Below are 25,223 nucleotides of genomic sequence, written 5' to 3'. Positions count from 1 at the left end.
TTAATGCGTGTTTAACTTTTTCTCCAACTGCCTTGTGATACGAGAAATCGGGTAGCAGTAATAGAAGAAAAACATCAGCAATACGAAATAGACCAAAATCGTGAAATCAATACGAGCCACGGTATTGCTGGCAATGGTTGCCATATCCACCACATCATGTACCCCAACCAACGAAGCCAACGACGTACTCATGGTAATGCTGGCATAGAGGTTCATCCATGGCGGCAGCATACGCCGAACGCACTGCGGCAAAATGATATAGCGAAAAATCTGGTTACGGCGAAATGCCATCGACTGCGCGGTTTCCCATTGAGCACTGGGGATCGACTGCACCGCTCCGCGAAAAATCTCCGCAACGATAGCGCTGGCTGGCAGACCGAGGCCAATGACTACTTTGATCCAGTCAGGGAAAGGGATATACCAATGCATCAGAACGATTTCAAAGGGAAACACGTAGGTCGTAAAGTAAATTAACACCAGCACCGGAGCATTGCGAAAAGCCTGAACCCAACCATGCGTAACCGCTCGCAACAGACGTGAAGGTGCCAACGATAGGCTACCGATAACCAACCCCACCAACGTTCCCAGCAGCATGGCGAGTGCGCTAATTCCGATATTGACCCCCAATCCCTGAAACAAAGAAGGTAGCCAGCGCCACAGTTGTACCACGGCAAACGGCGCACTCTCCGTCACCGCCCAAAGTGCATTAATCACAACAACGGCCAGCAGGACAATCACCCAAAAATCGGATAACACGGCTCCGACAAGGGGACGATACCCATTCGGTAACGGGATATTTCTCACCGCGATTTCATTGACCATAACCCGGCATCCTCAAACGATTTTCCAGCCACCGCCCACTCACGCTGACTAACCAAGTCAATACGGCGAAATAGATCAGAATAAGCAGAATCAGCTCCAGTACATTGTCACGCTGTGACCAAATCATGATGGATTGATAGGTCACATCGCCCACGGCAATAGCTGACGCGATTGCCGTCATTTTCACTAAATCGACCAGATTATTGATGAGCGAAGGAAGAGAAAAACGCACCGCCAACGGTAGCTGTACATACCAGAAAATTTGCCTGCGACTGAATGCCATGGAGCGAGAGGCTTCCAACGTAATCGGCGGTACGGCTTCAATACCCGCGCGCAATGCTTCGGCATGGAACACGGCCTTATGTATTGATACCACCAGCACAACCCACATCAGTGGTGAAATGGGGCTACTTCCCTGACCAATATGCTGACTAATCAGCATATTGAGCACCAGAAAGGCACAGTATAATTGCACCAGCGTTGGCGTATTGCGCACCAGTTCAACAAAAGTACCGATCGGAGCGGCCAGCCAACGCGACTGACTACTCAATCCCGCCGCCATCACCACGCCAGTCAGTAGACTGAAAGGTATCGTCAACAAACACAGCTCGAGGGAAACCGCCATACCGCTAAGAAACGCGGCACGATCAACCGGATCCAGCACAAATGAGTAATTCAGGCCCAGCGGCTTGAAAAATGCCACCAGTTCGGTCAAAAGAAACTGAATCATCGCCGCCCCTTTGGTATCACACTGCCACCGCCTTCATCGTTTCGTCTCTTCATCTTTCATCATTTTCCGAAACACATCAGGAAGCGGGTTCTGGCGGTGCCGCATCGAACTCACCCCGTTGGGCTTTCGTATTGGCATCGCGGAAATATTCGTCCGGCACGCCGTAACGCTGCCCCAGTTGCAATAACGATCCGGAACGATGCCAATCGTGAATGACATCATCGACAAATTTGCGAGTATCCGCTTCCCCCCGTCGGGTCCAAATCACCGTGGGCGACGGAATTAATTGGTCTGGCGTTCCTATCCGATAATCCTGCCACTGTGATGCGCTCTCTCCCACCAACACCTGGCGCATGGCTGGCGAGATATGAACCGAGGCGTCACACGTCCCGCCTTTCAGCGCCAGCAACGACTCGGGGATACCACGGAAACCTTTGACGATCGCACCAAGCTCTTGTAGCGGGCGGGTAAAATTACTCCCTTGAGACACACAGGCTACTTTGCCTTTTAAATCCTCCCAGCGTTGTACCTGACTGTCTTTACGCACCAATGCTGCCCCACCGACCAGGTTATAAGGCGTCGGCGCATAGCTAAGTGCTTCACTACGTTCCTGCGTCCACTGGATATTCGCTATCAGCAAGTCGACTTTCCCAGACTGCAAGAACTGCACTCGCGTGGACGCCGTGACCGGCACGACCTCTAATTTAGCGCCTAAGCGCTGAGCAATATCCTGCCCTAGGTCGGTCTGAAACCCGCTGATTTTACCGGTTGCCTGATCGAGGAACCCAAACGGTGGTTCAGGCCCATCAACACCAACAACCAACTTACCGCGTGCCTTGATCTTATCGAGCGTGGCATCAGCCTGGCTGATTGAAGAAACCAATGGCATCAGCGTAAGAGCCAGTACCGCACGTAAAAAAAGATTTTTTTTCATCATATTCATATTCCCTGTAGTCACCCAACCCGCCCGATATGTGTCATCTCGGCGAGCTTGAAAGTTATATCTATCAGCGACTCGCGGTGCTGAATTTGGTATGTAATTCCTGTAATGCAGGCTGAGGTGGCGTAATGCCCAGCCGTTTTTCTGTTTCAATCAACCAGCCTGTGCGATGCCAGGATTGGACGATACGATCGACAGCGGCGATGGTGTCGGCCTCACCTTTTCGCGTCCAGACGACGGAATCAGCGGGTAAGATCTCTGCGGCAATCGGCGCATGATAGTCAGCCCACTCTCCGCTTTTACGTACCAGCGGTTGCAGCAGGGTAGAATCATGAACGGCCGCCACACACTGTCCCCCTTTCAGGGCTAGCAATGAATCTGAAGAGCTTTTGTATCCTTTAGGTTCGGCGCCATAGTCCGCGACCAGAGGACGGGTGAAACTGCTTCCCTGAGAAACGCACACGGTTTTACCACGTAGATCCTCCCAGCGGGTGATGCCGCTATTGCGCAGCGTTAAAGCCGTGCCGCCGACGCGGTAAAACGGTGTCGGAACATAGCCCAAATTCTGGGCTCGCTCCGCATTCAACTCCATGGACGCAATCAATAGGTCCACCTTACCGGCGATTAAAAACTGAGCGCGAGTCGCGGTTTGTACCGGGACTAAATCAACCTCAACCCCCAAATCGCTAGCCAATTGCCGTGCCAACTCCGGGTTCCAGCCAATTAACTGCTGAGTCGTGGGATCGATAGAGCCAAAATCACCGCCATTAATCAAAACACCAATGGCAACGTTGCCGCGGGAATGTATTTTGTCCAACGTCGCATCTGCTTGGACCATTCCCGATACGGGCAATACCAGCGCTAATGAAATAAGCCATTTTTTCCACGATATTTTTTGATGTTGCTTATTATTATTCATCCGGTGCTCTCATCTTCCATTACGTTAAAATAATAAAAATATCATTCATGGATTCCCACATACTGTGAAATCATTATTTATGCTATGAATAGCGAATATTCCGCTAAATAATTTAAACTCAGCCATAGGGGGAAATATATTCCGATGTATCCACTAAGGTGGTAATCGCGTGAACCGATAACGACCAATATCTATACACGGATAACGTTATTCACTTATCACTTTTACCGCCAGTGCCCGATCATCATCATTCAGCCTGACACCTTCTGTCATTCGCTTATAATAAGAATGACTCGTATTCAACGCACCAATAGGGTTATGTGCCAACACCCGATCTTTTACAATAAGATAGGTAACCGGTGCTTCAGAGTGTTTAATAAATAACGAATCATGGCCGACACACAGCCCGCTAATCACATTCAGATCCGTCTTTTCCTGATTACATAATTCAGCCTGCATGATTGGATTACACATCGCCTCATATTGGCCTGGCTGGATTTTGTCTTGTTCATCAATACCAACATTTCCCTTATCTTGTGCGCCCACTTTACACAATACGCCAAACGCCTTTAGACCATTGGCCCGCAGAATATCGGCAAAGATGCGATTCTCACGAATCAACCCGGCACAGGAAGCGATACCAATTTTTCTCGCGCCTATCTTTTTAGCAAAAACAATAATTTCTTCTACCCGCGTCAACTGACCGTAATACTGCCCTTCAACCTGTGCAGAAGCATGCATAATCTTTTCTACCAGCGGATCGCTGGTATATCTGACCAGGCTATTCTGTAGCAGGCTATCATTACCCTGTGCCGTCGTCAGACACTTCCTCGGATATTCACTTTCCTGAGTCTGGCAGTTAAGAAAATTACATTCTGTACAGCTGAATTTATTGGCCACGGTACAACCCCGTTATGCAATCATGAGTATCCCTGTAAATTAAAGGGAAAATAACAAGATTGAAAACCAATGATTTCTCATATCAATAGCATGAAAATAAAAATGACACCGTAGGATGCTATGCTAAAAAACGGTATTAAATATTAATTTTAATCCTATTGAAAAAAGACGATTTTATTATCTGATATTGTCGTTTGACTCTACATTTGATCCATGAAGAGAATAATCATTCGGTACCGAAAATATAAATAGGAAATTGGCTACGTCGATTTAAACACTGTTTGCTGCGACCTGTCAGAGCGAGAGTGTGGTAGCCGATGAGTATTGCCAACGCACATACAACTTGAAGTATGACGGGTATACCCAAAATAATTCGAGTTGCATGAAGGCGGCAAGTGAGGGAATCCCGATGAGCTTACTCAGGTAAGTGATTCGGGTGACAAATCTGCCAGGAGCAGATTTGAACGCTGCTTGCAGCGGCCCCAACGGGGCGAGGCTCATGGATGAGCCGAGTAATGAGCGCAGCCAACGCACAAGCAACTTGAAGTATGACGGGTATATATCAATTCATGAAAAAGGAATCCCCATGTCTATAGCATCTTTTCCAACCACTTCTCCGCCACTTCAATCACTCACACCACAGGAATTACTGGCCAGACTCAATACCGCGGAGGAAATCGCCCTGATAGACGTTCGGGAACACGGACTCTATACCCAGGGCCATCTGTTACTGGCGGCCAATGCGCCACTATGGCGACTGGGATTACTCATTGGTGATTTAGTACCACGCCGCTCAACACCGATCGTTTTGATCGATGAAGACGGTTCATTGCTGGAAGAGGCTGCCGACCGACTTCAAAGGCTCGGTTATCATCACCTTGCTCTATTGAGTGGTGGAACACTGGCTTGGCAAGCTGCCGGACTGGAAATTTTTATCGATGAAAACGTACCCAGTAAAGCGCTGGGAGAAATCATTGAGGTCACGGCGCATACGCCGAACATTTCCGTCAACGAACTGCGCCAACGTCAGGCTAACGGAGAGAACTTAATCATCGTCGATGGACGGACGCCGGAAGAGTTCGAAAACTTCAGCTTGCCCGGTGCCTACAATGTCCCCAACGGTGAACTGCCTTACCGTATCCGAGAGTTGGCTCCCGATCCCCAGACGCTGATCGTCGTGAACTGCGCCGGTCGTACACGCAGCATCATCGGTGCACAAACGCTTATTGATGCAGCACTGCCTCATCGTGTCGTTGCATTAACCAACGGCACGATGGCATGGCTGCTGGAAAATCAGCCTCTCAATCAGGGAAAACAAACGACGCTGCCTCAACCACGCGACGAAAACCTGCAAGCGGCTCGTCAGCAAGCGTCTCAACTGGTACAGCGGGCTGGGATCACCACGCTGAAGACGTCCGATCTAGTCGGATTACGTTCCGATCCCAATCGTACGCTGTATCAATTCGACACGCGCACCCATGACGAATATCAGGCCGGACACTTACCGGGATTCCGCTGGGCCCCCGGTGGACAGTTAGTGCAGGCGACCGATCGCTTCGTCGCAACGCGTGGTGCGCGTATTGTTCTGGCTGACTGGGACGGTGTACGCGCCAGGCATACCGCCGTATGGCTAAAACAACTAGGCGGATTTGATGTTTTTCTCTATGAGCCAGCAGCACATGAGGAACAAGAATCAGGGCCGTCGTCACCCCATGTACTGCACGATACGACATTGGCACCTGTCGATGAGATCTCACCACAACAGTTGCACCAGCGATTAGAACAACGGGCAGCACAGGTTATTGATGTAGATGACAGTTTACGCTTCATACGCCAGCATATTATCGGCGCACGTTTTATCGCACCGCATCGCCTGACGGAATGGCTACCGAAACCAGGAGACGCCGATATTCAACACCCGTGGGTCTTAACATCCAGAGACGGTGTTCTGGCTAAGCTGGTGGCGAGCGAATTACAGCGTTATGCGATCAACGTTATCGTGCTAACGGGCGGAAATCAGGCTTGGTTTGACGCCAATCTACCGACAGAAAGCGGAAACGATGCCATTCTGACAGGCGAGGAAGACCAGCGGCTCAGCGGCTATAACGTTAGCGACCTTGTCAGGCGCAACCAACTGTTTCAGGATTATCTGGATTGGGAAATTGGCTTAGTACAGCAATTGAAACGCCCCGGAGGCGAGTTATCTTTTAATCTGCTGTAATGTCTACCGACGTATGTGAAATACGATAACACCCGCCTTAGCGCGGGTGTTCGTTTTAGGAAAGGTGGTGACTTCTCTCGTTACTACGGTTAACGAGCCACGTGAATATTTTCAGCACTACGCGCTCTTTTTGACCGGTTTCATCTGTGTCGCGTTGTAATTACTCACTTTTCCGGTTTGTGGATCGATAGCCACTCGTCGCACCAACGTCTCCAATGGCCGACCGTACAAGTGTAAATGTCTGGTAGTTTGGTCTCCGGTGACATGAATGCTATGGATATCATCCGGCAAAAAGGCAAGTGGCTCTCCAGGTCGAACAACCACTTCACGCACGAGTCGTAAATCCGCTTGATCGGGTTGGCTACCGTCATCAGAACGCTGGTAAATACGGTTTAATTCCTCTCCATCAACGGCCACGATCACGGCCCAGGTTGTGTGATCATGCGGTAACGTATTCTTGCCGGGTAACAATGAGTTGAGATACAACGCCAGATCGTCATCACCATCCTGACTGTTTAACCGGTAATGCGTGGAAGGTTCGGTCTCTTCCGTTGGTGGCGGAAAATCCTCAAGGCTGAATAAATCACGCTGCGCTGCCAATTTTGTCAGACGATTTGTGATCTTATCCAAAAGCGCCCGAGAGAGTTCCTCCTGAGCCAAAATTGCCCGGATATCATTCAGAACAGCGCTCACCGCCTGTTGACGTTGTGTGACGTTTATTTCCGCAGATGCCATTGTCTTTCTCCTGTTTTTATAAGACCCGGCTACGTTCAGGCACAGAAAAACACCGTCTGAAAATGAACCGGGATAATCTAAAATCTGAAACCAAGCGTTAATCACCAATATCCGGCAACGGAATATCACCGCTAAAATCAGGGAGCTGATAGCCGCGCTGAACAGCAGGCCGCTCTGCCAGACGCAGATACCAGTCACGGACATGGGGATAGTCGTTCAGATTGATACGGTGATAATGAAACCTTGCGACCCACGGCCACAGGGCGATATCGGCGATAGAATACGCATCCACTACCGTTTTTCGTCCTGTAAGGTGTTGATTCAACACGCTGTATAGCCGTTCTGCTTCAGCGTGATAGCGCTGTTCCGCATAAGCAGATTTACCGGGGAAATAATGTAGAAAGTGATGGGCCTGGCCGAGCATGGGGCCAACGCCGCCCATCTGCCACATGAGCCATTGCAGGGTGCGATAGCGTTCACTGCCTTCTGGCGCGAGCAAGCGACCAGCTCGATCGGCGAGATAGATCATGATTGCGCCGGATTCCATCAGCGCCAGACCATTATCATTATCAACAATCGCGGGAATTTTACCGTTGGGACTGATCGTCCTGAATGCCTCGCGATGCTGCTCGCCTTTGCCAATATCGATGCGATGTATTCGATAAGGCAAAGCCAATTCCTCAAGCAGGATCGATATTTTGCGCCCGTTGGGCGTATTCCAACTATAGAGATCGATCATGCGCTGATCCGTCGCGCATCAGCCAGCAAAGGATGTTGACGTAGCACACCAGCTAAGCGGGTTATCCCCAAACGGATTTGATCTTCACTCTCCAACGCAAAACACAGGCGTAACCAATTTTTTGCCGCTTCACCCTCGACAGCCCAATCAGGGCCAGGATTAAATTCCACCCCCACCGCGGCCGCAGCTTTTACCAGCTCGCGGGTATCCACGCCGTCCGGTAGCGCAAGCCACAGGAAAATACCGCCTTTTGGTAACCAGAGTCTGACGCTTTCTCCCAGCTCCTCCCGTATTGCCGTGACCAATACCGCCAGTTTGTGCGCCAGCATTTCACGCAGACGGGCCACGTGCGTATCAAAATGAGCAGAGAAATACTCAGCAACAATGAGCTGATCGAGGGCTCCCGTACCGCCGTCCGCTTTCAGCGACACCAGTTGGCGCAGGATCGTCGGAACGGCGCTGAGGTAGGCCACGCGTACCGCCGGTGCCAGCGTTTTGGAAAAAGAGCTAACGTGAATGACCTGTTGTGGACTGAGTGCATACAGCGCTGGCGGTATGTCATTTCCCGACCAGACAATATCGGCATAGCACTCATCTTCAACGATCAACGTATGGTAGCGCGCAGCCAACGCAAGCAGCTGATGTCGACGTTCTAACCCAAGGATCGCCCCGGTCGGGTTTTGCACGGTAGGGATGGTATAGATGAATTTTGGCGTCACATGGCGGTTTGCCAGATCGTTGAGGATAGTCGCCAACGCATCAATCCGTATCCCTTCATCATCCAGCGGAATCGCAACAATATTGACCTGCCGACCACGTAATTTCCGTAGTGCGCCAGCATAGGAGTACGCCTCCACCAGCACGGTATCTCCCGGCTCCAGCAATAAGCTGTTCACCAGATCTAATGCCGGACCGGAACCGGATGTGATCAGAATATCGTCGATGCCGACGTTAATCCCCCGAGCCGTTAGTTTCTGGCTGACAAAACACCGCAGATATTTGCTCCCTTGCGGCCCATCACCCTGATTGTAAATTGCCAAACCGCGTCCTTCGCGCCGGATAACGTTCTGCGCTGCGCTGGCCAATTCTTCCAGTGGGATCAACTCCGGCGCATTGTGTCCGGCATTGAAAGTAAAATCGGCCATACCTTGCCAAATGGGGGTTGGCTCAGGCAGACCAGAGCGAAACAGTGGGCTAGCATCGAATGGTATAGTACTCATCATTTCATTCCTGAATAACAACGAATACTTGTTCTTATCGCAATCTATTTTTGCTCACAAATAAATATAAGAGCTATATATTCTCACTAAATAAATAAAGCATCTCCTGACGTTTAGTTATCTACAAATAACGATTGGATTTTGAAAACAATAGCCATATATCATTTATACCTATTTAAATCTGAATTAAGTATTTAGTTTTTACCTTCATTTTGCTTTTAATAACCTCAGTTCATTTTTTATGATATCCATCCTGTCTATCCCCTACGGGTCATGATTTCGTTATGTAAAAAATACCATCAGTGTTGCGTTACATTACGGATGTGGGGCGATCGGCTTAGAGCCTATCCCAGTAGGCGTTATTGGTGCAGTCAGTTTGGACACGGACAGCGCGGAGAAACCGGAGCGTACACGTAGTACGTGAGGATTTCGAGCACTGCCCAGGTTCAAAATGGCAAATAAAATAGCCCTAATGGGATAGGCTCTTCGTACTGGAATATATATGGGAGATTTAGATATGGTATCGATGCCAATACCGGCCCAGCATATACCGTGGGCAAACACCGAACGGGTTCTGGTCCGAATCAACGACGTCCATCTGACTCTGGGTAATACTGCCGTATTGCAGGGTATTGATTTGCAGGTTTCTCAAGGAGAGGCGCTGACCATTATCGGTCCGTCTGGTTCAGGGAAATCATCAATTTTACGTTGCATTAACGGGTTGGTGACGCCCCATCAGGGAGAAATATTTATCGGGGATACCGGTGTACATTTATTGAGAAATGAAAATGAACGTATCGCATTACGCAAACGTATTGGCTTTGTTTTTCAGCAATATAATTTATTTCCCCACCTTACCGTGTTGGAAAATTTAATGATTGGTCCAATTCGAATCCTGCATCAATCCAAAGAGCAGGTAAAAGCGCGAGCGATGGCATTATTGACACGCGTGCGATTGGAAAACAAATATAACAGTTATCCGGGTGAACTTTCTGGCGGTCAGCAACAGCGAGTCGCCATCGCACGGACACTGACCATGGATCCAGAACTGGTGTTATTCGATGAAGTCACATCGGCACTGGATCCAGAAACAGTCGGTGAAGTATTGGCGGTGATCCGAGAATTGATTAGCGAGGGCATGACTTGCATCCTGGTTACCCATGAGATGCGCTTCGCACAAGAGGTTAGCGATCGTGTCGTGTTTACCGAGCATGGTCGTATTATTGAACAAGGCACACCGGAGCAAGTGTTTCATCATCCGCAGAACCTGCGAACCCACGCCTTTATTAATGCGTTACGCACCTGAGATAACGGCGCGGAGAGAAAAGGTGCGTTAACCATTTTATCGTTTCTGTCTCAAACAGTTAGCGGTTTGGCATATTAACTGTCGCCAGATAGAGACACAATAATGGTGAAAATATTAATTCAATGAATATCAATGGGTTATTCGTCACTCTTTCGCGACAATACACAAAATTATGCCGGCATGACACCGGCATAGGAAATGAGTTTACCGCGAGCTTAACCGCTCCAGGCTTTGCTTCGCTACCTGATACAAATAGTGCGCGGTTGGGAACAACGCCCGATCGTCCACACGGAATTTTGGGTGATGCAGCGCATACGGACCGCCAGAACCCACCATCATGAACGTACCGGGTAATTTCTGCTGATAAAACGCGAAATCTTCGCCAATCGGGCTGGCTTCAACACGTCGCGCTTCAAACCCTTCGTCATTCGCCACGTTTAACGCAAACTCAACCCACTCGGCAGTATTCACAACCGATGGCGGGCCTGCATGCCAGATAAACTCGATTTCTGCACCAAAGGTACTGGCAATGCCCGCAACGATTTGGCGGAAACGGGCTTCAATCAGGTCACGCACATCCTGACTAAAGGTACGCACGGTTCCCTCGACATAAGCGGTATCAGGAATAACATTCCAGGTACTGCCGCTGTGCACCTGGGTAATTGAAACAACGGCATTGTTATCCGATGGCACGCTACGGCTGATAATGGTCTGCACCGATGAAATCAATTGGCCCAGAATAATAATCGGATCGTTACCCTCATGCGGTTTTGCCGCATGACAGCCTTTTGCCGCAATTTTGATTTCAAAACGGTCTACACCCGCGGTTAATGCGCCATCTTTACCGCCAATCACCCCCACAGGCAGCGTTGGATCGTTATGGATACCAAAAATAGCCGCCGCATTATCCAATGCGCCCGTCGCAATCACTTCCGGCGCGCCTAATCCCGTTTCTTCGGCTGCCTGAAACAGGATACGCACGGTTCCCTTGAGTTCGGGCTCAATTTTCTTCAACAGAATCGCCGCACCTAATGCCGCAGAGGAATGGAAATCGTGACCACAAGCATGCATTACCCCTTGGCTGTTTGAGGTAAATTCCACACCAGACTCTTCTTCAATCGGCAGGGCGTCAATGTCAGAACGAACAATTACCAACGGGCCGTCTTGTAAACCACCGACTTCTGCCACCAAACCCGTTTTCAGCGGCAGGTTAAGAATGCGAATCCCTTCTTTGTCCAAAACGTCCCGGATCTTGCGGGTCGTTTCAAATTCCTGGTTCGAAAGTTCAGGATGACGATGCAGGTCGTGTCGGAATGCCTGAATAAACTGAGCCAACGGCTCATGCTGAGGTGCTATTTTCATTACTGCTTCTCCACATTGATCTGCCCTGTTTACGCGTGTGCAGGCTTGCTACCGTCCGTCAGGGTCCTTCTTTTTTTTCAGTTAGATATCGTATTCAACCGGCTCTGGCATTTTGGTCAGTTGCCGTAAGAAACGCTGTGTTTGTGGATTATCAGAAAAACTGATCACTTTTTCTGCTGGCCCTTCTTCAACAATATGACCGTCAGCCATGAAGATCACGCGATCGGCGACTTCCTTCGCAAACTGCATTTCATGGGTCACAATTACCATGGTGGTATTATTTTTGGCTAGTTTCTGAATAACCTGTAGCACTTCATGAACACGCTCGGGATCCAGCGCTGACGTTGGTTCATCAAACAAAATCGCTTTAGGATCGACGGCCAGCGCCCGCGCAATACTCACGCGCTGCTGCTGTCCACCCGATAATGTCACCGGATACTGCGCAGCCTGTGGCAACAGCCCTACCTGCTCCAGCAATGCCAAACCAATCTCATCGGCCTGTTTCTTCGGCATCTTTTTCACCACAATTAGCGCTTCTGTGACGTTCTCCAGCGCAGTCTTGTTTTTGAACAGGTTGTAATTCTGGAATACCATCGCCGTCTGACGACGCAATGCATAGGCTTCTTTGGTCGAATAGCGGTTCGTATTCAACAGTTGTTCACCGATCTTGATCGTGCCGGACTCCGGCGTTTCAAGCAGGTTTAAACAACGTAGCAATGTCGATTTACCCGAACCAGAAGGGCCGATAATCGCTACCACCTCGCCTTTCGCGATATCCAGGCTGATATTGTTCAGCACCACCTGATTGCCAAAGCTTTTAGTGAGATTCTTTACACTAATCATGTCAGCCCCTTATCGCTGTAGCGAATGATTCAGTTTCTTTTCCAACTGCTTTTGCAGCCAGGCATAAACAATGATCACCAGCCAGTAAATCAGACCTACAACCAGGAAGGTCTCAAAGAAACGTAATGATTCGGCGGCAATCATCTTGCCTTCCGCAAACAGTTCAGAAACGCCCAGCGCAAACGCAACTGACGTATCTTTAATCAGAGAGATAAACGTGTTGCCTGTCGCTGGCAGCGCATTAAGCATGGCCTGCGGCAACACAATACGGCGATAAATCTGTGCTTTGTTCATCCCGATGGACAACCCGGCCTCCGTCTGGCCAAAATCCACCGAGGCCAATGCTGCACGGAAGATCTCTGCCATGTAAGCCGATGTTTTCAGACTAAAACCAATAATGGCTGCCGTCATGGCATCAAGGTTGGAAAGTCCAGGGAAAAGCTGCGGCAGGCCGAAATAGATGATAAATAGCTGAACCAGCGAAGGAATACCGCGGAATAACGAGATATAGAGTTCTACCACTTTTACCACGATGATATTTTTAGCTTCACGTACCAGCGCAAGCACCAGTCCGATCACCATAGCAAATAGCATCGATACCACAGCAAGCAGCAGCGTAGTGGGTAAATAGCTTAATACCTGGGGAAATACCTTTAGCAGGTAGGCGAGATCGATATTCATGAGTCATACCATTGATACTGCCATCATGCGATAAACACCGCATGATGGCATTAAGATTGTCGTGAATACATCACGAATTACTGAGCAGAAGGTGGTACCGAAATATCTTCACCGAAGTACTTAACCGCCAGCGCTTTCAGGCGTCCATCAGCACGCATTTTGTTCAGTTCTTCATCAAACTGTTTACGTAGCGCATCGCCCTGTTCGTTTTTATGGAACGGGAAACTTACCTCTTCAACAACCAGAGAGCTACCGACCAGTTTGAACGGCAAATTACGTTTGTTGATTTCTGCCAACAGAATAGGACGGGAATTGACATACCCTTCGACACGTTTAGACAACGCATCATTCATCGCACCATCACGCGTTTCGTAAGTACGAATCGTCACGCTGCCATCAGGAAAGGCTTTTTTCAGGTTGTTGACATGGTTAGACCCCAGCACGCCAGCGACCGTTTTTCCTTTAAGATCGTCCAGCGTGTTAATCGCTGCGTTATCTTTGTGCGTCACAATCTGGCTACCATAGTAGCTGTAAGTCTGCGCAAAGTTGTATTTTTCCTGACGCGCGGGGGTGATGGCCACCACGTTAGCCACGGTATCCAGTTTACGCGCTTCCAGTTGCCCCATCAGGCCGCTGAAGTCTGCCGTAACCCATTCAACTTTGTAATTCAGATCGTTGGCAATGGTTTCCGTCACTTCGACGTCAAAACCCACTAATTTATTATCTTGCTTGAAACTACTGGGATAACTCTGGCCAGTTGACCCCACCTTCAACACTTTCTCACCTTTGGCCGTATCCTGAGAATCACAGCCAGCCACAAGAAAGGCAGTCGTCAACGCTAAAACGGACAAAGTTAATTTTTTCGTTATCATTTTCATGCCTCTCATTTTGAATTTCTTTTTTTCCATTGATCGTAACGTTGGTCATCCAGGACTTTTTCCATCCAAATCGTCAGATGGCCTTTCCCCAGATAGGTCTGTCCGACCTCCTTGAAACCATGATGTTTATACATCTCGATCAACCATGGATGATTTTGTGCCGTGCCCAATGACACCGCAGGTGCTTTAAGCTGAGCAATTAACACATTCTGCTCAAGCCAGTTCATCATCTGCTTACCCAAACCCTGTTTCTTATAGTCAGGGTGTGTGGCAAACCAGCCCAAATGCGGCAACCCAAAGGGCCCCGGTTCGGGTCCCCATGGATAGCGGATCGTGAATGAAGACACCATCGTGCCATCTTTCTCCATCACATATACGCCGTGAGATGAAATATGGTTGCGAACCATTTCAATGTCCGCATGTGCGGCAGAGAAATTGATGCCTAACTGGCGAATCGGTTCAAACGCCGCCAGCGCGAGTGCTAGAAACGCTTCGTCGTCGTCCAGCGTAATCTGGCGAAATACGGTGCTCATCATTTTGCCTTTTACGCAGGTAACAGACCGGAGTTATCCGCATAGCGGATCACATCGTCCACTTTCTGAGGCGCACTGCCCAGATAATTCGCCGGATTCAGCCATTCTTCCAGCTCGGCAGACGTCAACTGTTCCGATAATACCGGATGGGCCAGCAAGACGGACTTAAAGGGCTGGTTGTTCTCGAATGCCGCCATGGAGCACTCATAAACCAGGTGATGAGCCGTCTGTTTGCCTAAACGTTTACCAATCTCGAACATCACTTTTTCAGAGAGCAACAAACCGTTTTGCAATTCCAGATTCGCTAGCATCTGTTTTTCATTGACAGACATGCCACGCAGAATACCCAGCGCGTTCTGTAGCTGTGCAGACAGGTAAATATTGATTTCAGGTAGTGCGATCCACTCAGCACGCCAGCTCATCGCATCACGCTCATGCTCCACTTTCATGGATTCATGGATCAACGCAGCGCTTTTGAGCACCGGCGCGGTCAAGCTTGCCAACCCTTCCAACGCCGCAGGGTTACGCTTATGCGGCATCGTCGTTGAACCAATCTTACCCTCAGAGAAAGGCTCTTCGATTTCATTGATTTCGGTACGCATCAGGTTATACAGCTCATTACCTATCTTGCCCAACGTACCGCTAATCAGTACAACTACCGAAGCATATTCGGAAAAACGATCCCGGGCAGACTGCCAGCCGATGTTTGGCGTATTCAACCCGAGTTTATCCAGCGTCAGGCGCTCAATTTCCGGCCCTTTATCGCCAAAAGACGCATAGGTGCCGATCGCACCATTGATGTTCCCAACCAGAACACGCTCTTTAATCTCGCTTAAACGCTCAAGGTGGCGAACGCACTCATCCAGCCAGACAGCAAGTTTGAAGCCAAACGTGGTGGGCAACGCCTGCATACCATGGGTACGGCCCGTCATGAGCGTGTACTGATGTTTTTTCGACAGACGCTTTAATTCAACCGCGAGCAGTTGAGTATCGCGGAAAACGATGTCAAAGGCGTGTTTTAACTGTAGAACCGTCGCCGTATCCACAATATCTTGCGTGGTTACGCCGTAATGGATAAATTCGCCAGCCGCACCGCATTGTTTCTGGATCGCGGTAATCGTCGGCATCAGAGAATGTTTCATTCGGACGGCATCTTTGGCAATGTCTTCCACATTCAACGTACTGGCATCGGCCTTTTCTGCAATCGTATTTGCGGCATCCTGAGGAATAACCCCCAGCTCACCTTCGGCCAGCGCCAGCGCAACTTCCACTTCAACCTGTTTTGTCAGACGACTATGTTCTGACCACACATCCCGCATTTCGGGCGTGCCAAAATTATTCCCTATAAGAAGAAAATCAATCAGATGTGATGCCATAATTTACTCGTTAGTATTGGATTTATCAGGCGGGGTTTATATCGTCTTTTGAATTCTTAAAAATATAACATGCAGGAATTAACGTACTTATACCTTCGGGATCTAACATATAACGAAAAGTTAGTTATTAGGTGAGAATTTTTTAACATTTACATCCATACATGCCCGTTATCGCACTCCATTCGGTGCATGAGAGGCATATCACCCTACCCAGCGCTTCACCGTTTCCAGCCACTAAAATAAAATCGTCCAATATCGGTTTGAACATGCCTTGATAGTTCGTGGGCTTGACGTACAGACGAAAAAAAAGCACATCTTTCGATGTGCTTTTTTTTTGAATTGGTCGGCGAGAGAGGATTCGAACCTCCGACCCACTGGTCCCAAACCAGTTGCGCTACCAAGCTGCGCTACTCGCCGAATGTACTACTCACTACTTAAGCATCACTGATGCTTCGTTTGTGTTTGGTGCGAAGAGAGGGACTTGAACCCTCACGTCCGTTAAGACACTAACACCTGAAGCTAGCGCGTCTACCAATTCCGCCACCTTCGCATAACCATCAATCACAAACTTGAATCTGGGGTGGCTAATGGGACTCGAACCCACGACAACTGGAATCACAATCCAGGGCTCTACCAACTGAGCTATAGCCACCATCACCACTCGTTACTACATTTTACAGCTACTACTTGTTACGCGGTACTTCCTTTACGGGATACTTTCTTTACGAAGGTAAATGTACCACCGCAGCTCTTGCACACAACTTAATGGTGCGCCCGACAGGATTCGAACCTGAGACCTCTGCCTCCGGAGGGCAGCGCTCTATCCAGCTGAGCTACGGGCGCTTAGCGCCGTTGCGGGAGGGGATACTACGGATTTAACGAGTGCCTGTCTAGTGCTTTTTTATCGAAATGATGTGTTTGCTTATGCTTTGCTCATTTCAAGTTAAATAACGTACAAATCCGTTTTCCCCTCCGCCAAAAACTACGGTTTCACGTTGGTTGCCGCTGTTTTTTTACCCAATCCCAGGACAAAATACCCTAAGCTAACGCTGATTAAAAATGCCATGCCAACGATTAATGACATTCGCGTATCAACATTAATGTACATTCCCACCAAAACACACAGCAAAAATGCCATCGTCAGATAATTTACCCAAGGGAAAAGCACCGATTTAAAAGGATGGTTCACCAACGCCGCACGATGTTGTTCACGAAAACGCAGTTGGCTAATCAGCACAACAAACCAAGGCACCATGCCCGGCAACACGCTGGCGCTATAAACGTAAACAAACACCTTTTCCGGATTAGGAATAATGTAATTCAGTAACGAGCCAACCATCAGGCAGAGGATCGATATCGTTACGCCCGCAGCTGGCACACCGCTGGCCGTCACTTTCCCCAACCATGCCGGTAACTGACGATTATTTGCCAGTGAATACAGCATGCGACCACAACTGTACATTCCGCTATTACAACCAGACAACGCGGCAGTGAGCACCACAAAATTAATGATCCCCGCCGCAGTGGTAATGCCGATTTTCGCGAAGGTTAAAACGAATGGGCTACCGGACGTCCCAATCTCATTCCACGGAAAGATTGTCACAATCACAAAAATGGCACCCACATAAAAAATCAGAATACGCCATAAAATATTATTGATCGCCCGTTTCAGGGTGACCTGGGGGTTCTTCGCTTCACCCGCCGTAATGCCAACCAACTCAACGCCCTGATAGGAAGCAACCACCAGACATAGCGCAAACAGCAGCCCTTTCCAACCGCCGGCCAGGAAGCCGCCGTGCTCAGTAAGGTTAGTGAACCCCGTCGCTTGTCCATGATTACCGAAGCCAAAGAAAATCACACCCAAGCCAACAATAATCATCACAATAATCGTGGTGATTTTAATCATTGCAAACCAGAACTCGATTTCGCCGTACAACCGTACTGCCGCAAGGTTTGCGCCAGCAACGAGCACAACGGCAGCGATCGCGGGTATCCATTGCGGCAATTCGGGGAACCAATATTGAACATAGACACCGATTGCCGTGATTTCGGAAATCCCAACCGCCATCCACATAAACCAATAGCCCCATGCGGTGAGATAACCAAAAAACGGATTCATATATTTATGGGCATAAACGGCGAAAGAACCGGCGACAGGTTCCAGATATAACATCTCGCCCATTGAACGCATGATGAAGAATACGAAGATCCCTGCAACAATATAGGCCAGTAATACTGATGGTCCGGCCCATTTAAGCGCGCTAGCCGCGCCCATGAAAAGCCCGACGCCGATCGTGCCCCCCAAAGCAATCAGCTCAATATGCCGCGCTTCCAAACCCCGGTGGAGTTTTTCCTGTTTTACATCTTCTGCCATAGATCCTCTGTCTTGAACTTAATATGTTGTGTTGATCCCGGCTATGACCGGGTTTTTGTTGTTATCAGCCGCCCACACGCAAGCGCATCCCGGGCGCTCTCATCGCGCTAGCGCGCCGTAAAGAGAAATAATGTGAATGGGAATGACACATCAGGTCTGACTAACGAGCAGCCGATAGGATTCTGTATTTCTTATCAATTGGCAAACTGGCAATTAAAATCGAATAAGAATAATAAAGCAGTTTTATATACTAATAAGTAAGATGGGAGCGAACGATTGTCGCTCCACCGAGGAAAACTACAGGCGACCGCTGTAATGATAGGCCAGATACTTCAAGAGTTTTAGCTGTCGGAAAAGGCGACTCGGTTGAGACAACAGACGATAAAGCCACTCTAATCCCAGATTCTGCCAGGCCATCGGGGCCCGTTTCACCAATCCGGTAAAGACATCATAGGTTCCGCCCACCCCCATATATAACGCATCAGGGTAGTGGCTACGGCAATCACGCATCAAGATTTCCTGTCGCGGCGACCCCATTGCAACAGTGACAAGTTGCGCTCCGCTGGCGCGAACACGTTCAAACAAGGCATCGCGCTCTGCCGGAGGGAAATAACCATTCTGACTACCGACAATATTGACGTTCCACTGTGCTCGTAGTTTCGCTTCCGTTTGTGTTAATACGTCCGGCTTACCGCCAACCAGAAACACCGGAGTACCCTCCTGACCAGCCCGCTGCATCAGTGCTTCCCATAAATCCGCCCCTGCAATACGGCTGACATCAGCCTGCGGATATTTACGCCGAATGGAACGAACAATGCTGATCCCATCAGCGTATTTGTATTCGGCTTTATCCAACAAAGTGCGCAGCGCGATATCTTTTTCAGCGGTTAAGACCTTCTCCGCGTTAATCGCCACTAGCGTACCGGTTTTCACGTGCTGACCAGCAAACAGGTAATCAACAAATTGCGCCATGTGGCGAAAACCATGGATAGATAACCCACGAATCGAATATTGTGGAATAACCGTTTTCTCTTCCATTCTTCATCCTTTATGGCACGCTACGCGTCGGTGAGGTTGCCGTCGGTGCCGTTGTCGGCACAGCGTGTGCCCTGCCAGGCAATATGCGCTGCCGGATCAAACCCGCGCTTTCCAATAGCCAATATGCCAGTTTTGCCGCCAACAGGCAGAAACCGAAAATGAGGCAGAAAAACACCACTCGAGAAACAAATGCATCTACGCCTTCTCGCGCCAAAACAATAATGTTAAATATCGCACCAAAACAAAAGGCTTGCAGAATCGCTGACTTATAGCGATTACCGTCGTTTTTACCCAATGCGTAAATCCAATCGAACCACTTGATAATCAGCCCAACTCCGATCGCCCCAAGTGGAATAAAGAAGACGCCGCCCATCACCACTAGCGACCCCAAAAGCGTGGGAGAAATCGCCAGTCCGGAATGATTATTCAGTACCTCCCAGGTAAAGTAATTCGCGCTGTTCAGTACCAGATTCGGGCGTTCAGGCCATAGCCAGGAAGGGATATACACATAAAAATCACGAGCAATGGGGGACAGCCCCTGGAAATCAATATTGTCGTAGTTCTGCCACAACAGTGCCAGATTCTCCCACGGAGAAAACGTATCGCGCGTCAAATACAGGAAAGTATAGAACGCCTCATCACCACTCACGTCCATGCCATAACGTTTCAAAGCCAGCCAGAACATGCCCATAACACCAAACACGCCAGCCACCACTAACATCCACAGCGTTATCCAACCACGCACAATACCGATGAACAGGAATAACGCGAACGCAATGATCACATTGGCCCGCGTTCCCCCAACGATGACATAAGTCAACATGCCAAATGCAACCGTTCCTATAAGAAACAGCAGCCAGGCTCGCTGCGTCTGGCGCAGGAAATACACCACTAACATCGCGGGAATAAAAAAGTAGAAGAAACGCTTCAAGGCCACACCGGAAACGTCGCTTGAGAAGATCTGGCTGTATGAACGCAGTTTGAACAACAAAAATCCGTTATTGAGGAAGAAAATACCGACCGTCACGATCGCAATCAGCGCCAGTAATCCCCAGGTCAAATGGGTTTCGACCCGATTCATGGTCAGAAGAGGGGGCCGTACCACGGTGCTTTTCTTGAACAGCCGTGTTTTATAGCTAACGTAATAGATTGCATAAAACGCCGTGGCAGACAGCATGGCCTGTAACAGGTATTGCACCGGCACGACATCAACATCAAAACGGAACACCAGAACACAGGTAAACGGAAAACCGAAATAAAATGTCAGGAAGTACAGCAGGGAAAACAACACATTAAAATTAAAACGAACCCGGCGGAACTCCTGCCAGGTTAGCGTCAAAATAAAAACGACCGAAATAAGGTAAACGACAAACAGTCCACCAAATTGTCCCAGCGTCATGTTGATTCTCCCGCCGCCAGCATCAACGCCTGCCGCCACCCCGCCAGATAATTAGGATTAAAGAAGGCAATTTGGTGCTTATCCACCGACGCCAGCTGCCGTTGGGCCTCTCGAACCAACGCTTCATCCAGATTATCGCCATAAAAAAGGACGGGTAGCCCTTGTTGTGTCAGATCTTGCCAGAACGGATTCTTACGGCTAATCACAAACGGAACGCCAAACTGGATAAGCAGACATAACGTGCCAATACCCTGCTGACGATCAAAAATAAAATAGCCTAAATCACAGGTGCGCAGCATATTCAGATAATCATCAAATGCCAGCGGCTCCTTCAACAGTTGGAAATGCTTCACACCAAACAATGCCAACCCTTCTTTTTCGACCTGCGCAATATAGGACGTATTGTTTGCCGGATAGCCCATCGGCACGATCACCCGTACATTCGCGCCAAGCTGTTGATGGATAGCACGTAGCGCTTCCTGATGGCGATTTGAATGGTCACCAGAATTGCCGACCAGAATCGTCAATGGACCCGCCAGTGGTTTATTCACCTCAATTCCCGTCAACGCCGGGTCCATTCGCGTTGGAAAGTAAAGTAAAGACGTGGGTACCTTGGGGTGTCGCTGTTGATACCATGCGATATCCCCCTGCGTCGCGAAAACATGCCCGACCCGATTCTGCGCCATACGGCGCATCAGATAGAACAAACGATACTTCCATCCACTGGCTTCCTCATACAAATCCGCGCCCCAGATATGCCAGGAAACCTGCGAAGGTTTAATTTGCCCCGTCAACAACGCGATCCACAGCATCGGATTAAATTGCCCATGCCAAAAGAAACGCACATTTCTATCCGCTTTTGCTTTCGCGATAACAGCCTGTGCCAACGCCTTTTTGCCAGCATGGGTTTCGATATCAAGAGCAGGAAAATCAGCCTGCGGTAATGTGCCCTGAGCCGCAACCATAAAGTGACCGACATGTGCGCTCGGCAGTTCGGCCGACAACACATCGTTAAAAAAACGCAAAACGGTCTGGTTATGATGGGGAATATCAGATCCCAGGACATGAATCAGTATCGTCATGTTCGCCTACGGTAAATAATGAATACGCAACAACAAAGCAAAAAATAGACCAAATACGTCGCCATATAGGCCTGCGCCGCCCCCAATGCGCCATGCAAAGGGATCAACCAATGAGCAAACCCAGTCAGCAAGAGAAACTGGCTCACTTCCGTCAACAGATAAAAACGCAACGCCGCTTTGGCTATCACCAGATAACCAAATACGTAAGCGCCCACTTTCATGACATCCCCGACTAGCTGCCAGGCAAACAGATCTCGCATCGCGGTAAACTGGCTGGAAAACAACAGCCAGATCGCAACATCGCGCAACAACCAGACACACAGGCTGATCGCGGTCACGACGGGAAGCACAAACTTCAATGACCGAACAATTTCTTGCGTCAGTCGCGCTTTATCCGTCAGGCGCGAGAGCGTCGGCAGCAAATAAACGGTAAACGATGCCGTGATAAATTGTAGATACGCATCAGAAATACTGCTGACGCCCTGCCAAATACCAACGTCATCCCAGCTATAATGCTCGGCCAACAGGTTACGCATCATGATATAAGCAACTGGCAGCGTTACCGCCGTCATCAACGCCATCAGCGTAAACTTACCGAGATGACCGGCAATTTCTTTATCCCAGGTCGGTTTGAATGATGACCATGAGAGCGGCGTTCGCCGCAGCATTAGCCATCCTGCGGGCAAGATGACCAGAGCGGGAACCAGCGCCAGTCCGGCTAATGCGCCACGGTATCCACCCAGCGTGAAGCAAAGCCAATAAGCCGCAAGCCCGATGACACTGCCGCTGATAACGGATAGCGCATTCCCGATAGCGTCGCGATACCCTTTCAGGATCGCCAAAAACAGGTTGGCGTAAGCAATGCCCATCTGGATAAACGCCAATGCCCGCACAACATCCCGATAGTCATCGTGTCCAAATAAAGCGAGAGCAATTGGCGTTGCCGCAAACAAAAAAATAGCGGCCAACAAGGTGGAAAATACCAGCACCAGTACAACCGCCGTACCGAGCAAAGGCGTTAATCGTTCCGGTCGCTGCTGATATTCCGCAACGTACTTCGTGACGCCGTTAAAAATACCGGCTCCGGCCAATACGCCCAGAACGGTGATCAACTGACGAAAATTACCCGCCTGCCCGACACCGCTAGGCCCAAATGTCACCGCCAATAGCTTGACGACCACCAACCCCACGCCAATTTTTATCAGCGTGGAACCTGCCGTCCAGAGTGATGCTTTCGCGAGCGACATATCAGGAGAAGAAGCTCAATATCGTATTGATCACCGTGCGCTGATTGACGTCAGACAGGTTGTAGAACAGCGGCAAACGAACCAAACGTTCGCTTTCCTGCGTGGTATAGCGATTTTCGCCGGAAAAATAGCCAAACTGCTGCCCCGCCGGACAATCATGTAACGGTATATAGTGGAAGACCGTCATGATTTCAGCCTCTTTCATGTAGCTGATAAAGGCACTGCGGTCTTCTACGTCACGTAGTTTGATATAGAACATGTGCGCATTGTGAATACAACTGGCGGGGACCGTCGGTAAAGTGATACGCCCGGCTTCCTCTAGCGATTTAAAGGCGGCATAGTAGTTTTGCCACAGGCGTAAGCGGCGTTCATTAATCGGTCTCGCGGCCTCAAGTTGCCCCCACAGGTAAGCGGCCTGAATATCCGCCATCAAATAGCTGGAACCAATATCGCGCCAGGTGTATTTATCCACTTGACCACGGAAGAACTGGCTGCGATTGGTACCTTTTTCACGCACAATTTCCGCTCGCTCAACCAGCTTAGGGTCGTTGATCAGCGTCGCGCCACCTTCTCCACCCGACGTGTAATTTTTGGTCTCATGAAAGCTAAAGCAACCGATATGTCCAATCGATCCCAATACCCGGCCTTTGTAGCTGGACATCATGCCCTGCGCAGCATCCTCAACCACAAACAAATCGTATTTTTTTGCCAGCGCCATAATCGTGTCCATCTCACAGGCCACGCCCGCATAGTGAACAGGTACGATAATGCGTGTTTTGTCGGTAATGGCGGCCTCGATTTTCGTTTCATCGATATTCATGGTATCCGGACGAATATCAACAAACACAATCTTTGCTCCACGTAACACAAAGGCATTCGCCGTCGATACGAAGGTATAACTCGGCATGATGACCTCATCGCCGGGTTTGATATCCAGCAAGATCGCCGCCATTTCCAGCGATGCCGTACAGGAAGGCGTCAAAAGCACTTTTTTGCTGCCAGCATAGTGCTCCAGCCACTGCTGACAGCGACGGGTAAATCCACCGTCGCCGCAGAGTTTGCCGCTGCTCATCGCGGCCTGTATATAATCGAGTTCAGTCCCCACAATCGGGGGGGCATTAAAAGGAATCATGGGATCACCTGTATAACCAGTAAGCCGTGCTCTCAATCCGGGCACCGCAACGAAGATAGAGACGAATTGCCGCCACGTTGCCCATTTGTGTTCCAACCCATAAACGTCGTATTCCACGTTCACGGCACCACATTTCGGCAACCGCCATCAGTTGTGCACCGACACCCCGGTTCGTCATACCGGGAAAAACACCCAGTAGCCCGATACGGGCGTCCGTATCATCAATACGGCGTAGCGTGACCCATCCTTGTGGATTGCCAGTCGCATCCTCTACCAGCAAGCAAGCGTGATCGAACGTACCGCGCACCGCATTTTCAATCCACTGAGCATAGAAACGCCCGCTATCCTCGCGCTGATACCACGGGGTACGAAAACGACTCAACGCAAAAACACGCGATGCCGTGTCCCTTAACGCGGGGATATCGTCAGACGTCGCTTCCCGCCAGCGCGGTAGCGGCGTAGCGGTGGTCGTTGGATGCAGCGGCAAACTGAGATCCACCTCGCCCTCCACCAACCGGAAGCCCAAATCGGCCAATGAATCCGCCAGCGCCAGATTATCTGCGGCGATTTTAGCCTGCGTCAGCGTAAACGTGTTCAGCGTCTCTGCGGTCAGAACCGGTGCCAAAGGCGAAAAATTCAACTTACCGCTCTCGAGCTGGAAAAAATCACTTTCCCAGCTTAGCGGGTCAACTGTGGCGCGGATGGGGTCGTTTCCTGCGGATATTAGCCTGGTCATCGTCTACGCT

The 25,223-nt window shown here is 49.5% G+C and carries 23 protein-coding genes and 4 tRNA genes; 2 read left to right on the top strand and 25 right to left on the bottom strand.

The genetic code is table 11. The features are described from left to right. From ACKPVM_RS07770 to ACKPVM_RS07750, 5 genes are all read right to left on the bottom strand, one after another. Nucleotides 1–822: an amino acid ABC transporter permease gene (locus ACKPVM_RS07770; RefSeq protein ID WP_409308354.1), complete on the bottom strand. Its 822-nt coding sequence runs from the start codon at nucleotides 820–822 to the stop codon at nucleotides 1–3. Beyond that, nucleotides 812–1,552 carry an amino acid ABC transporter permease gene (locus tag ACKPVM_RS07765; RefSeq protein ID WP_409308352.1) on the bottom strand — a complete coding sequence of 247 codons (741 nt, stop codon included), beginning with the start codon at nucleotides 1,550–1,552 and terminating at the stop codon, nucleotides 812–814. Before ACKPVM_RS07765 ends, ACKPVM_RS07770 begins: the two co-directional genes overlap by 11 nt. Before the next feature lie 76 nt (nucleotides 1,553–1,628). Then, on the bottom strand, nucleotides 1,629–2,489 hold the full coding sequence (locus ACKPVM_RS07760; protein WP_409308351.1) for a transporter substrate-binding domain-containing protein: 861 nt from the start codon (nucleotides 2,487–2,489) through the stop codon (nucleotides 1,629–1,631). A 70-nt stretch (nucleotides 2,490–2,559) separates the two neighbouring features. After that, on the bottom strand, nucleotides 2,560–3,411 hold the full coding sequence (locus ACKPVM_RS07755; RefSeq protein WP_409308349.1) for a transporter substrate-binding domain-containing protein: 852 nt from the start codon (nucleotides 3,409–3,411) through the stop codon (nucleotides 2,560–2,562). Between the two features lie 207 nt (nucleotides 3,412–3,618). After that, complete coding sequence (locus ACKPVM_RS07750) at nucleotides 3,619–4,311, bottom strand: DUF1847 domain-containing protein (protein WP_409308348.1); 693 nt, start codon at nucleotides 4,309–4,311, stop codon at nucleotides 3,619–3,621. Nucleotides 4,312–4,897: 586 nt separating this feature from the next. On the opposite strand from ACKPVM_RS07750, the gene ACKPVM_RS07745 reads away from it, so the two are divergent. Continuing rightward, nucleotides 4,898–6,532 (top strand): rhodanese-like domain-containing protein, encoded by a 1,635-nt coding sequence (locus tag ACKPVM_RS07745; RefSeq protein WP_409308346.1) that lies wholly within the window; start codon nucleotides 4,898–4,900, stop codon nucleotides 6,530–6,532. 117 nt (nucleotides 6,533–6,649) lie between these two features. Here ACKPVM_RS07745 and ACKPVM_RS07740 read toward each other — a convergent pair whose 3' ends face one another. From ACKPVM_RS07740 to ACKPVM_RS07730, 3 genes are all read right to left on the bottom strand, one after another. Then, the gene (locus ACKPVM_RS07740) at nucleotides 6,650–7,267 is read right to left on the bottom strand and encodes a cysteine dioxygenase family protein (RefSeq protein WP_409308344.1); all 618 of its coding nucleotides are present in this window, start codon (nucleotides 7,265–7,267) and stop codon (nucleotides 6,650–6,652) included. A 97-nt stretch (nucleotides 7,268–7,364) separates the two neighbouring features. Next, nucleotides 7,365–8,006 carry a glutathione S-transferase family protein gene (locus ACKPVM_RS07735; protein ID WP_409308342.1) on the bottom strand — a complete coding sequence of 214 codons (642 nt, stop codon included), beginning with the start codon at nucleotides 8,004–8,006 and terminating at the stop codon, nucleotides 7,365–7,367. Next, nucleotides 8,003–9,229: an aminotransferase-like domain-containing protein gene (locus ACKPVM_RS07730; RefSeq protein ID WP_409308340.1), complete on the bottom strand. Its 1,227-nt coding sequence runs from the start codon at nucleotides 9,227–9,229 to the stop codon at nucleotides 8,003–8,005. The genes ACKPVM_RS07735 and ACKPVM_RS07730 overlap by 4 nt, the downstream gene beginning before the upstream one ends. A 571-nt stretch (nucleotides 9,230–9,800) precedes the next feature. On the opposite strand from ACKPVM_RS07730, the gene ACKPVM_RS07725 reads away from it, so the two are divergent. Further along, nucleotides 9,801–10,532, top strand: coding sequence for an amino acid ABC transporter ATP-binding protein (locus ACKPVM_RS07725; protein WP_498044272.1), 732 nt, complete (start codon nucleotides 9,801–9,803; stop codon nucleotides 10,530–10,532). 204 nt (nucleotides 10,533–10,736) lie between these two features. Here the strand turns inward: ACKPVM_RS07725 and ACKPVM_RS07720 are convergent, their stop codons facing one another. From ACKPVM_RS07720 to wecD, 17 genes are all read right to left on the bottom strand, one after another. Then, on the bottom strand, nucleotides 10,737–11,894 hold the full coding sequence (locus ACKPVM_RS07720) for a M20 peptidase aminoacylase family protein (protein WP_409308338.1): 1,158 nt from the start codon (nucleotides 11,892–11,894) through the stop codon (nucleotides 10,737–10,739). Between the two features lie 81 nt (nucleotides 11,895–11,975). Next, nucleotides 11,976–12,737, bottom strand: a complete 762-nt coding sequence (locus ACKPVM_RS07715) for an amino acid ABC transporter ATP-binding protein (RefSeq protein WP_409308336.1) — start codon at nucleotides 12,735–12,737, stop codon at nucleotides 11,976–11,978. A gap of 9 nt (nucleotides 12,738–12,746) precedes the next feature. Continuing rightward, on the bottom strand, nucleotides 12,747–13,418 hold the full coding sequence (locus ACKPVM_RS07710) for an amino acid ABC transporter permease (protein ID WP_409308334.1): 672 nt from the start codon (nucleotides 13,416–13,418) through the stop codon (nucleotides 12,747–12,749). A gap of 77 nt (nucleotides 13,419–13,495) precedes the next feature. Next, nucleotides 13,496–14,290 carry an amino acid ABC transporter substrate-binding protein gene (locus ACKPVM_RS07705; protein WP_409308332.1) on the bottom strand — a complete coding sequence of 265 codons (795 nt, stop codon included), beginning with the start codon at nucleotides 14,288–14,290 and terminating at the stop codon, nucleotides 13,496–13,498. A gap of 11 nt (nucleotides 14,291–14,301) precedes the next feature. Beyond that, nucleotides 14,302–14,829, bottom strand: a complete 528-nt coding sequence (locus tag ACKPVM_RS07700; protein ID WP_409308331.1) for a GNAT family N-acetyltransferase — start codon at nucleotides 14,827–14,829, stop codon at nucleotides 14,302–14,304. Between the two features lie 11 nt (nucleotides 14,830–14,840). Continuing rightward, nucleotides 14,841–16,205 carry an adenylosuccinate lyase gene (purB, locus tag ACKPVM_RS07695; protein WP_409308329.1) on the bottom strand — a complete coding sequence of 455 codons (1,365 nt, stop codon included), beginning with the start codon at nucleotides 16,203–16,205 and terminating at the stop codon, nucleotides 14,841–14,843. A gap of 340 nt (nucleotides 16,206–16,545) precedes the next feature. Continuing rightward, a tRNA-Pro gene (locus ACKPVM_RS07690) sits at nucleotides 16,546–16,622 on the bottom strand. Between the two features lie 46 nt (nucleotides 16,623–16,668). Further along, nucleotides 16,669–16,755: transfer RNA gene (locus ACKPVM_RS07685), tRNA-Leu, on the bottom strand. Nucleotides 16,756–16,781: 26 nt separating this feature from the next. Beyond that, nucleotides 16,782–16,857 (bottom strand) — tRNA-His (locus ACKPVM_RS07680). Between the two features lie 114 nt (nucleotides 16,858–16,971). Next, a tRNA-Arg gene (locus ACKPVM_RS07675) sits at nucleotides 16,972–17,048 on the bottom strand. A gap of 139 nt (nucleotides 17,049–17,187) precedes the next feature. Continuing rightward, nucleotides 17,188–18,579 carry a bifunctional threonine/serine APC transporter ThrP gene (gene thrP / locus ACKPVM_RS07670; protein ID WP_409308327.1) on the bottom strand — a complete coding sequence of 464 codons (1,392 nt, stop codon included), beginning with the start codon at nucleotides 18,577–18,579 and terminating at the stop codon, nucleotides 17,188–17,190. A gap of 297 nt (nucleotides 18,580–18,876) precedes the next feature. After that, on the bottom strand, nucleotides 18,877–19,617 hold the full coding sequence (gene wecG / locus ACKPVM_RS07665; RefSeq protein WP_409308325.1) for a lipopolysaccharide N-acetylmannosaminouronosyltransferase: 741 nt from the start codon (nucleotides 19,615–19,617) through the stop codon (nucleotides 18,877–18,879). Between the two features lie 10 nt (nucleotides 19,618–19,627). After that, nucleotides 19,628–21,016 carry an ECA oligosaccharide polymerase gene (gene wzyE / locus ACKPVM_RS07660; RefSeq protein WP_409308323.1) on the bottom strand — a complete coding sequence of 463 codons (1,389 nt, stop codon included), beginning with the start codon at nucleotides 21,014–21,016 and terminating at the stop codon, nucleotides 19,628–19,630. After that, nucleotides 21,013–22,098 carry a TDP-N-acetylfucosamine:lipid II N-acetylfucosaminyltransferase gene (locus ACKPVM_RS07655; RefSeq protein ID WP_409308321.1) on the bottom strand — a complete coding sequence of 362 codons (1,086 nt, stop codon included), beginning with the start codon at nucleotides 22,096–22,098 and terminating at the stop codon, nucleotides 21,013–21,015. The genes wzyE and ACKPVM_RS07655 overlap by 4 nt, the downstream gene beginning before the upstream one ends. Continuing rightward, a complete protein-coding gene (gene wzxE, locus ACKPVM_RS07650) occupies nucleotides 22,095–23,345 on the bottom strand; it encodes a lipid III flippase WzxE (protein WP_409308319.1) in 1,251 nt (416 codons plus the stop codon). The genes ACKPVM_RS07655 and wzxE overlap by 4 nt, the downstream gene beginning before the upstream one ends. Before the next feature lies 1 nt (nucleotide 23,346). Continuing rightward, nucleotides 23,347–24,477, bottom strand: coding sequence for a dTDP-4-amino-4,6-dideoxygalactose transaminase (gene rffA, locus ACKPVM_RS07645; protein ID WP_409308318.1), 1,131 nt, complete (start codon nucleotides 24,475–24,477; stop codon nucleotides 23,347–23,349). A gap of 4 nt (nucleotides 24,478–24,481) precedes the next feature. After that, nucleotides 24,482–25,213 carry a dTDP-4-amino-4,6-dideoxy-D-galactose acyltransferase gene (gene wecD / locus ACKPVM_RS07640; RefSeq protein ID WP_409308317.1) on the bottom strand — a complete coding sequence of 244 codons (732 nt, stop codon included), beginning with the start codon at nucleotides 25,211–25,213 and terminating at the stop codon, nucleotides 24,482–24,484. Nucleotides 25,214–25,223: the final 10 nt, after the last annotated feature.

It is taken from the genome of Pectobacterium hainanensis (genome assembly GCF_046237015.1).
Lineage (GTDB): Bacteria > Pseudomonadota > Gammaproteobacteria > Enterobacterales > Enterobacteriaceae > JBJYIN01.
This window is presented reverse-complemented; position numbering and strand designations above follow the sequence as displayed.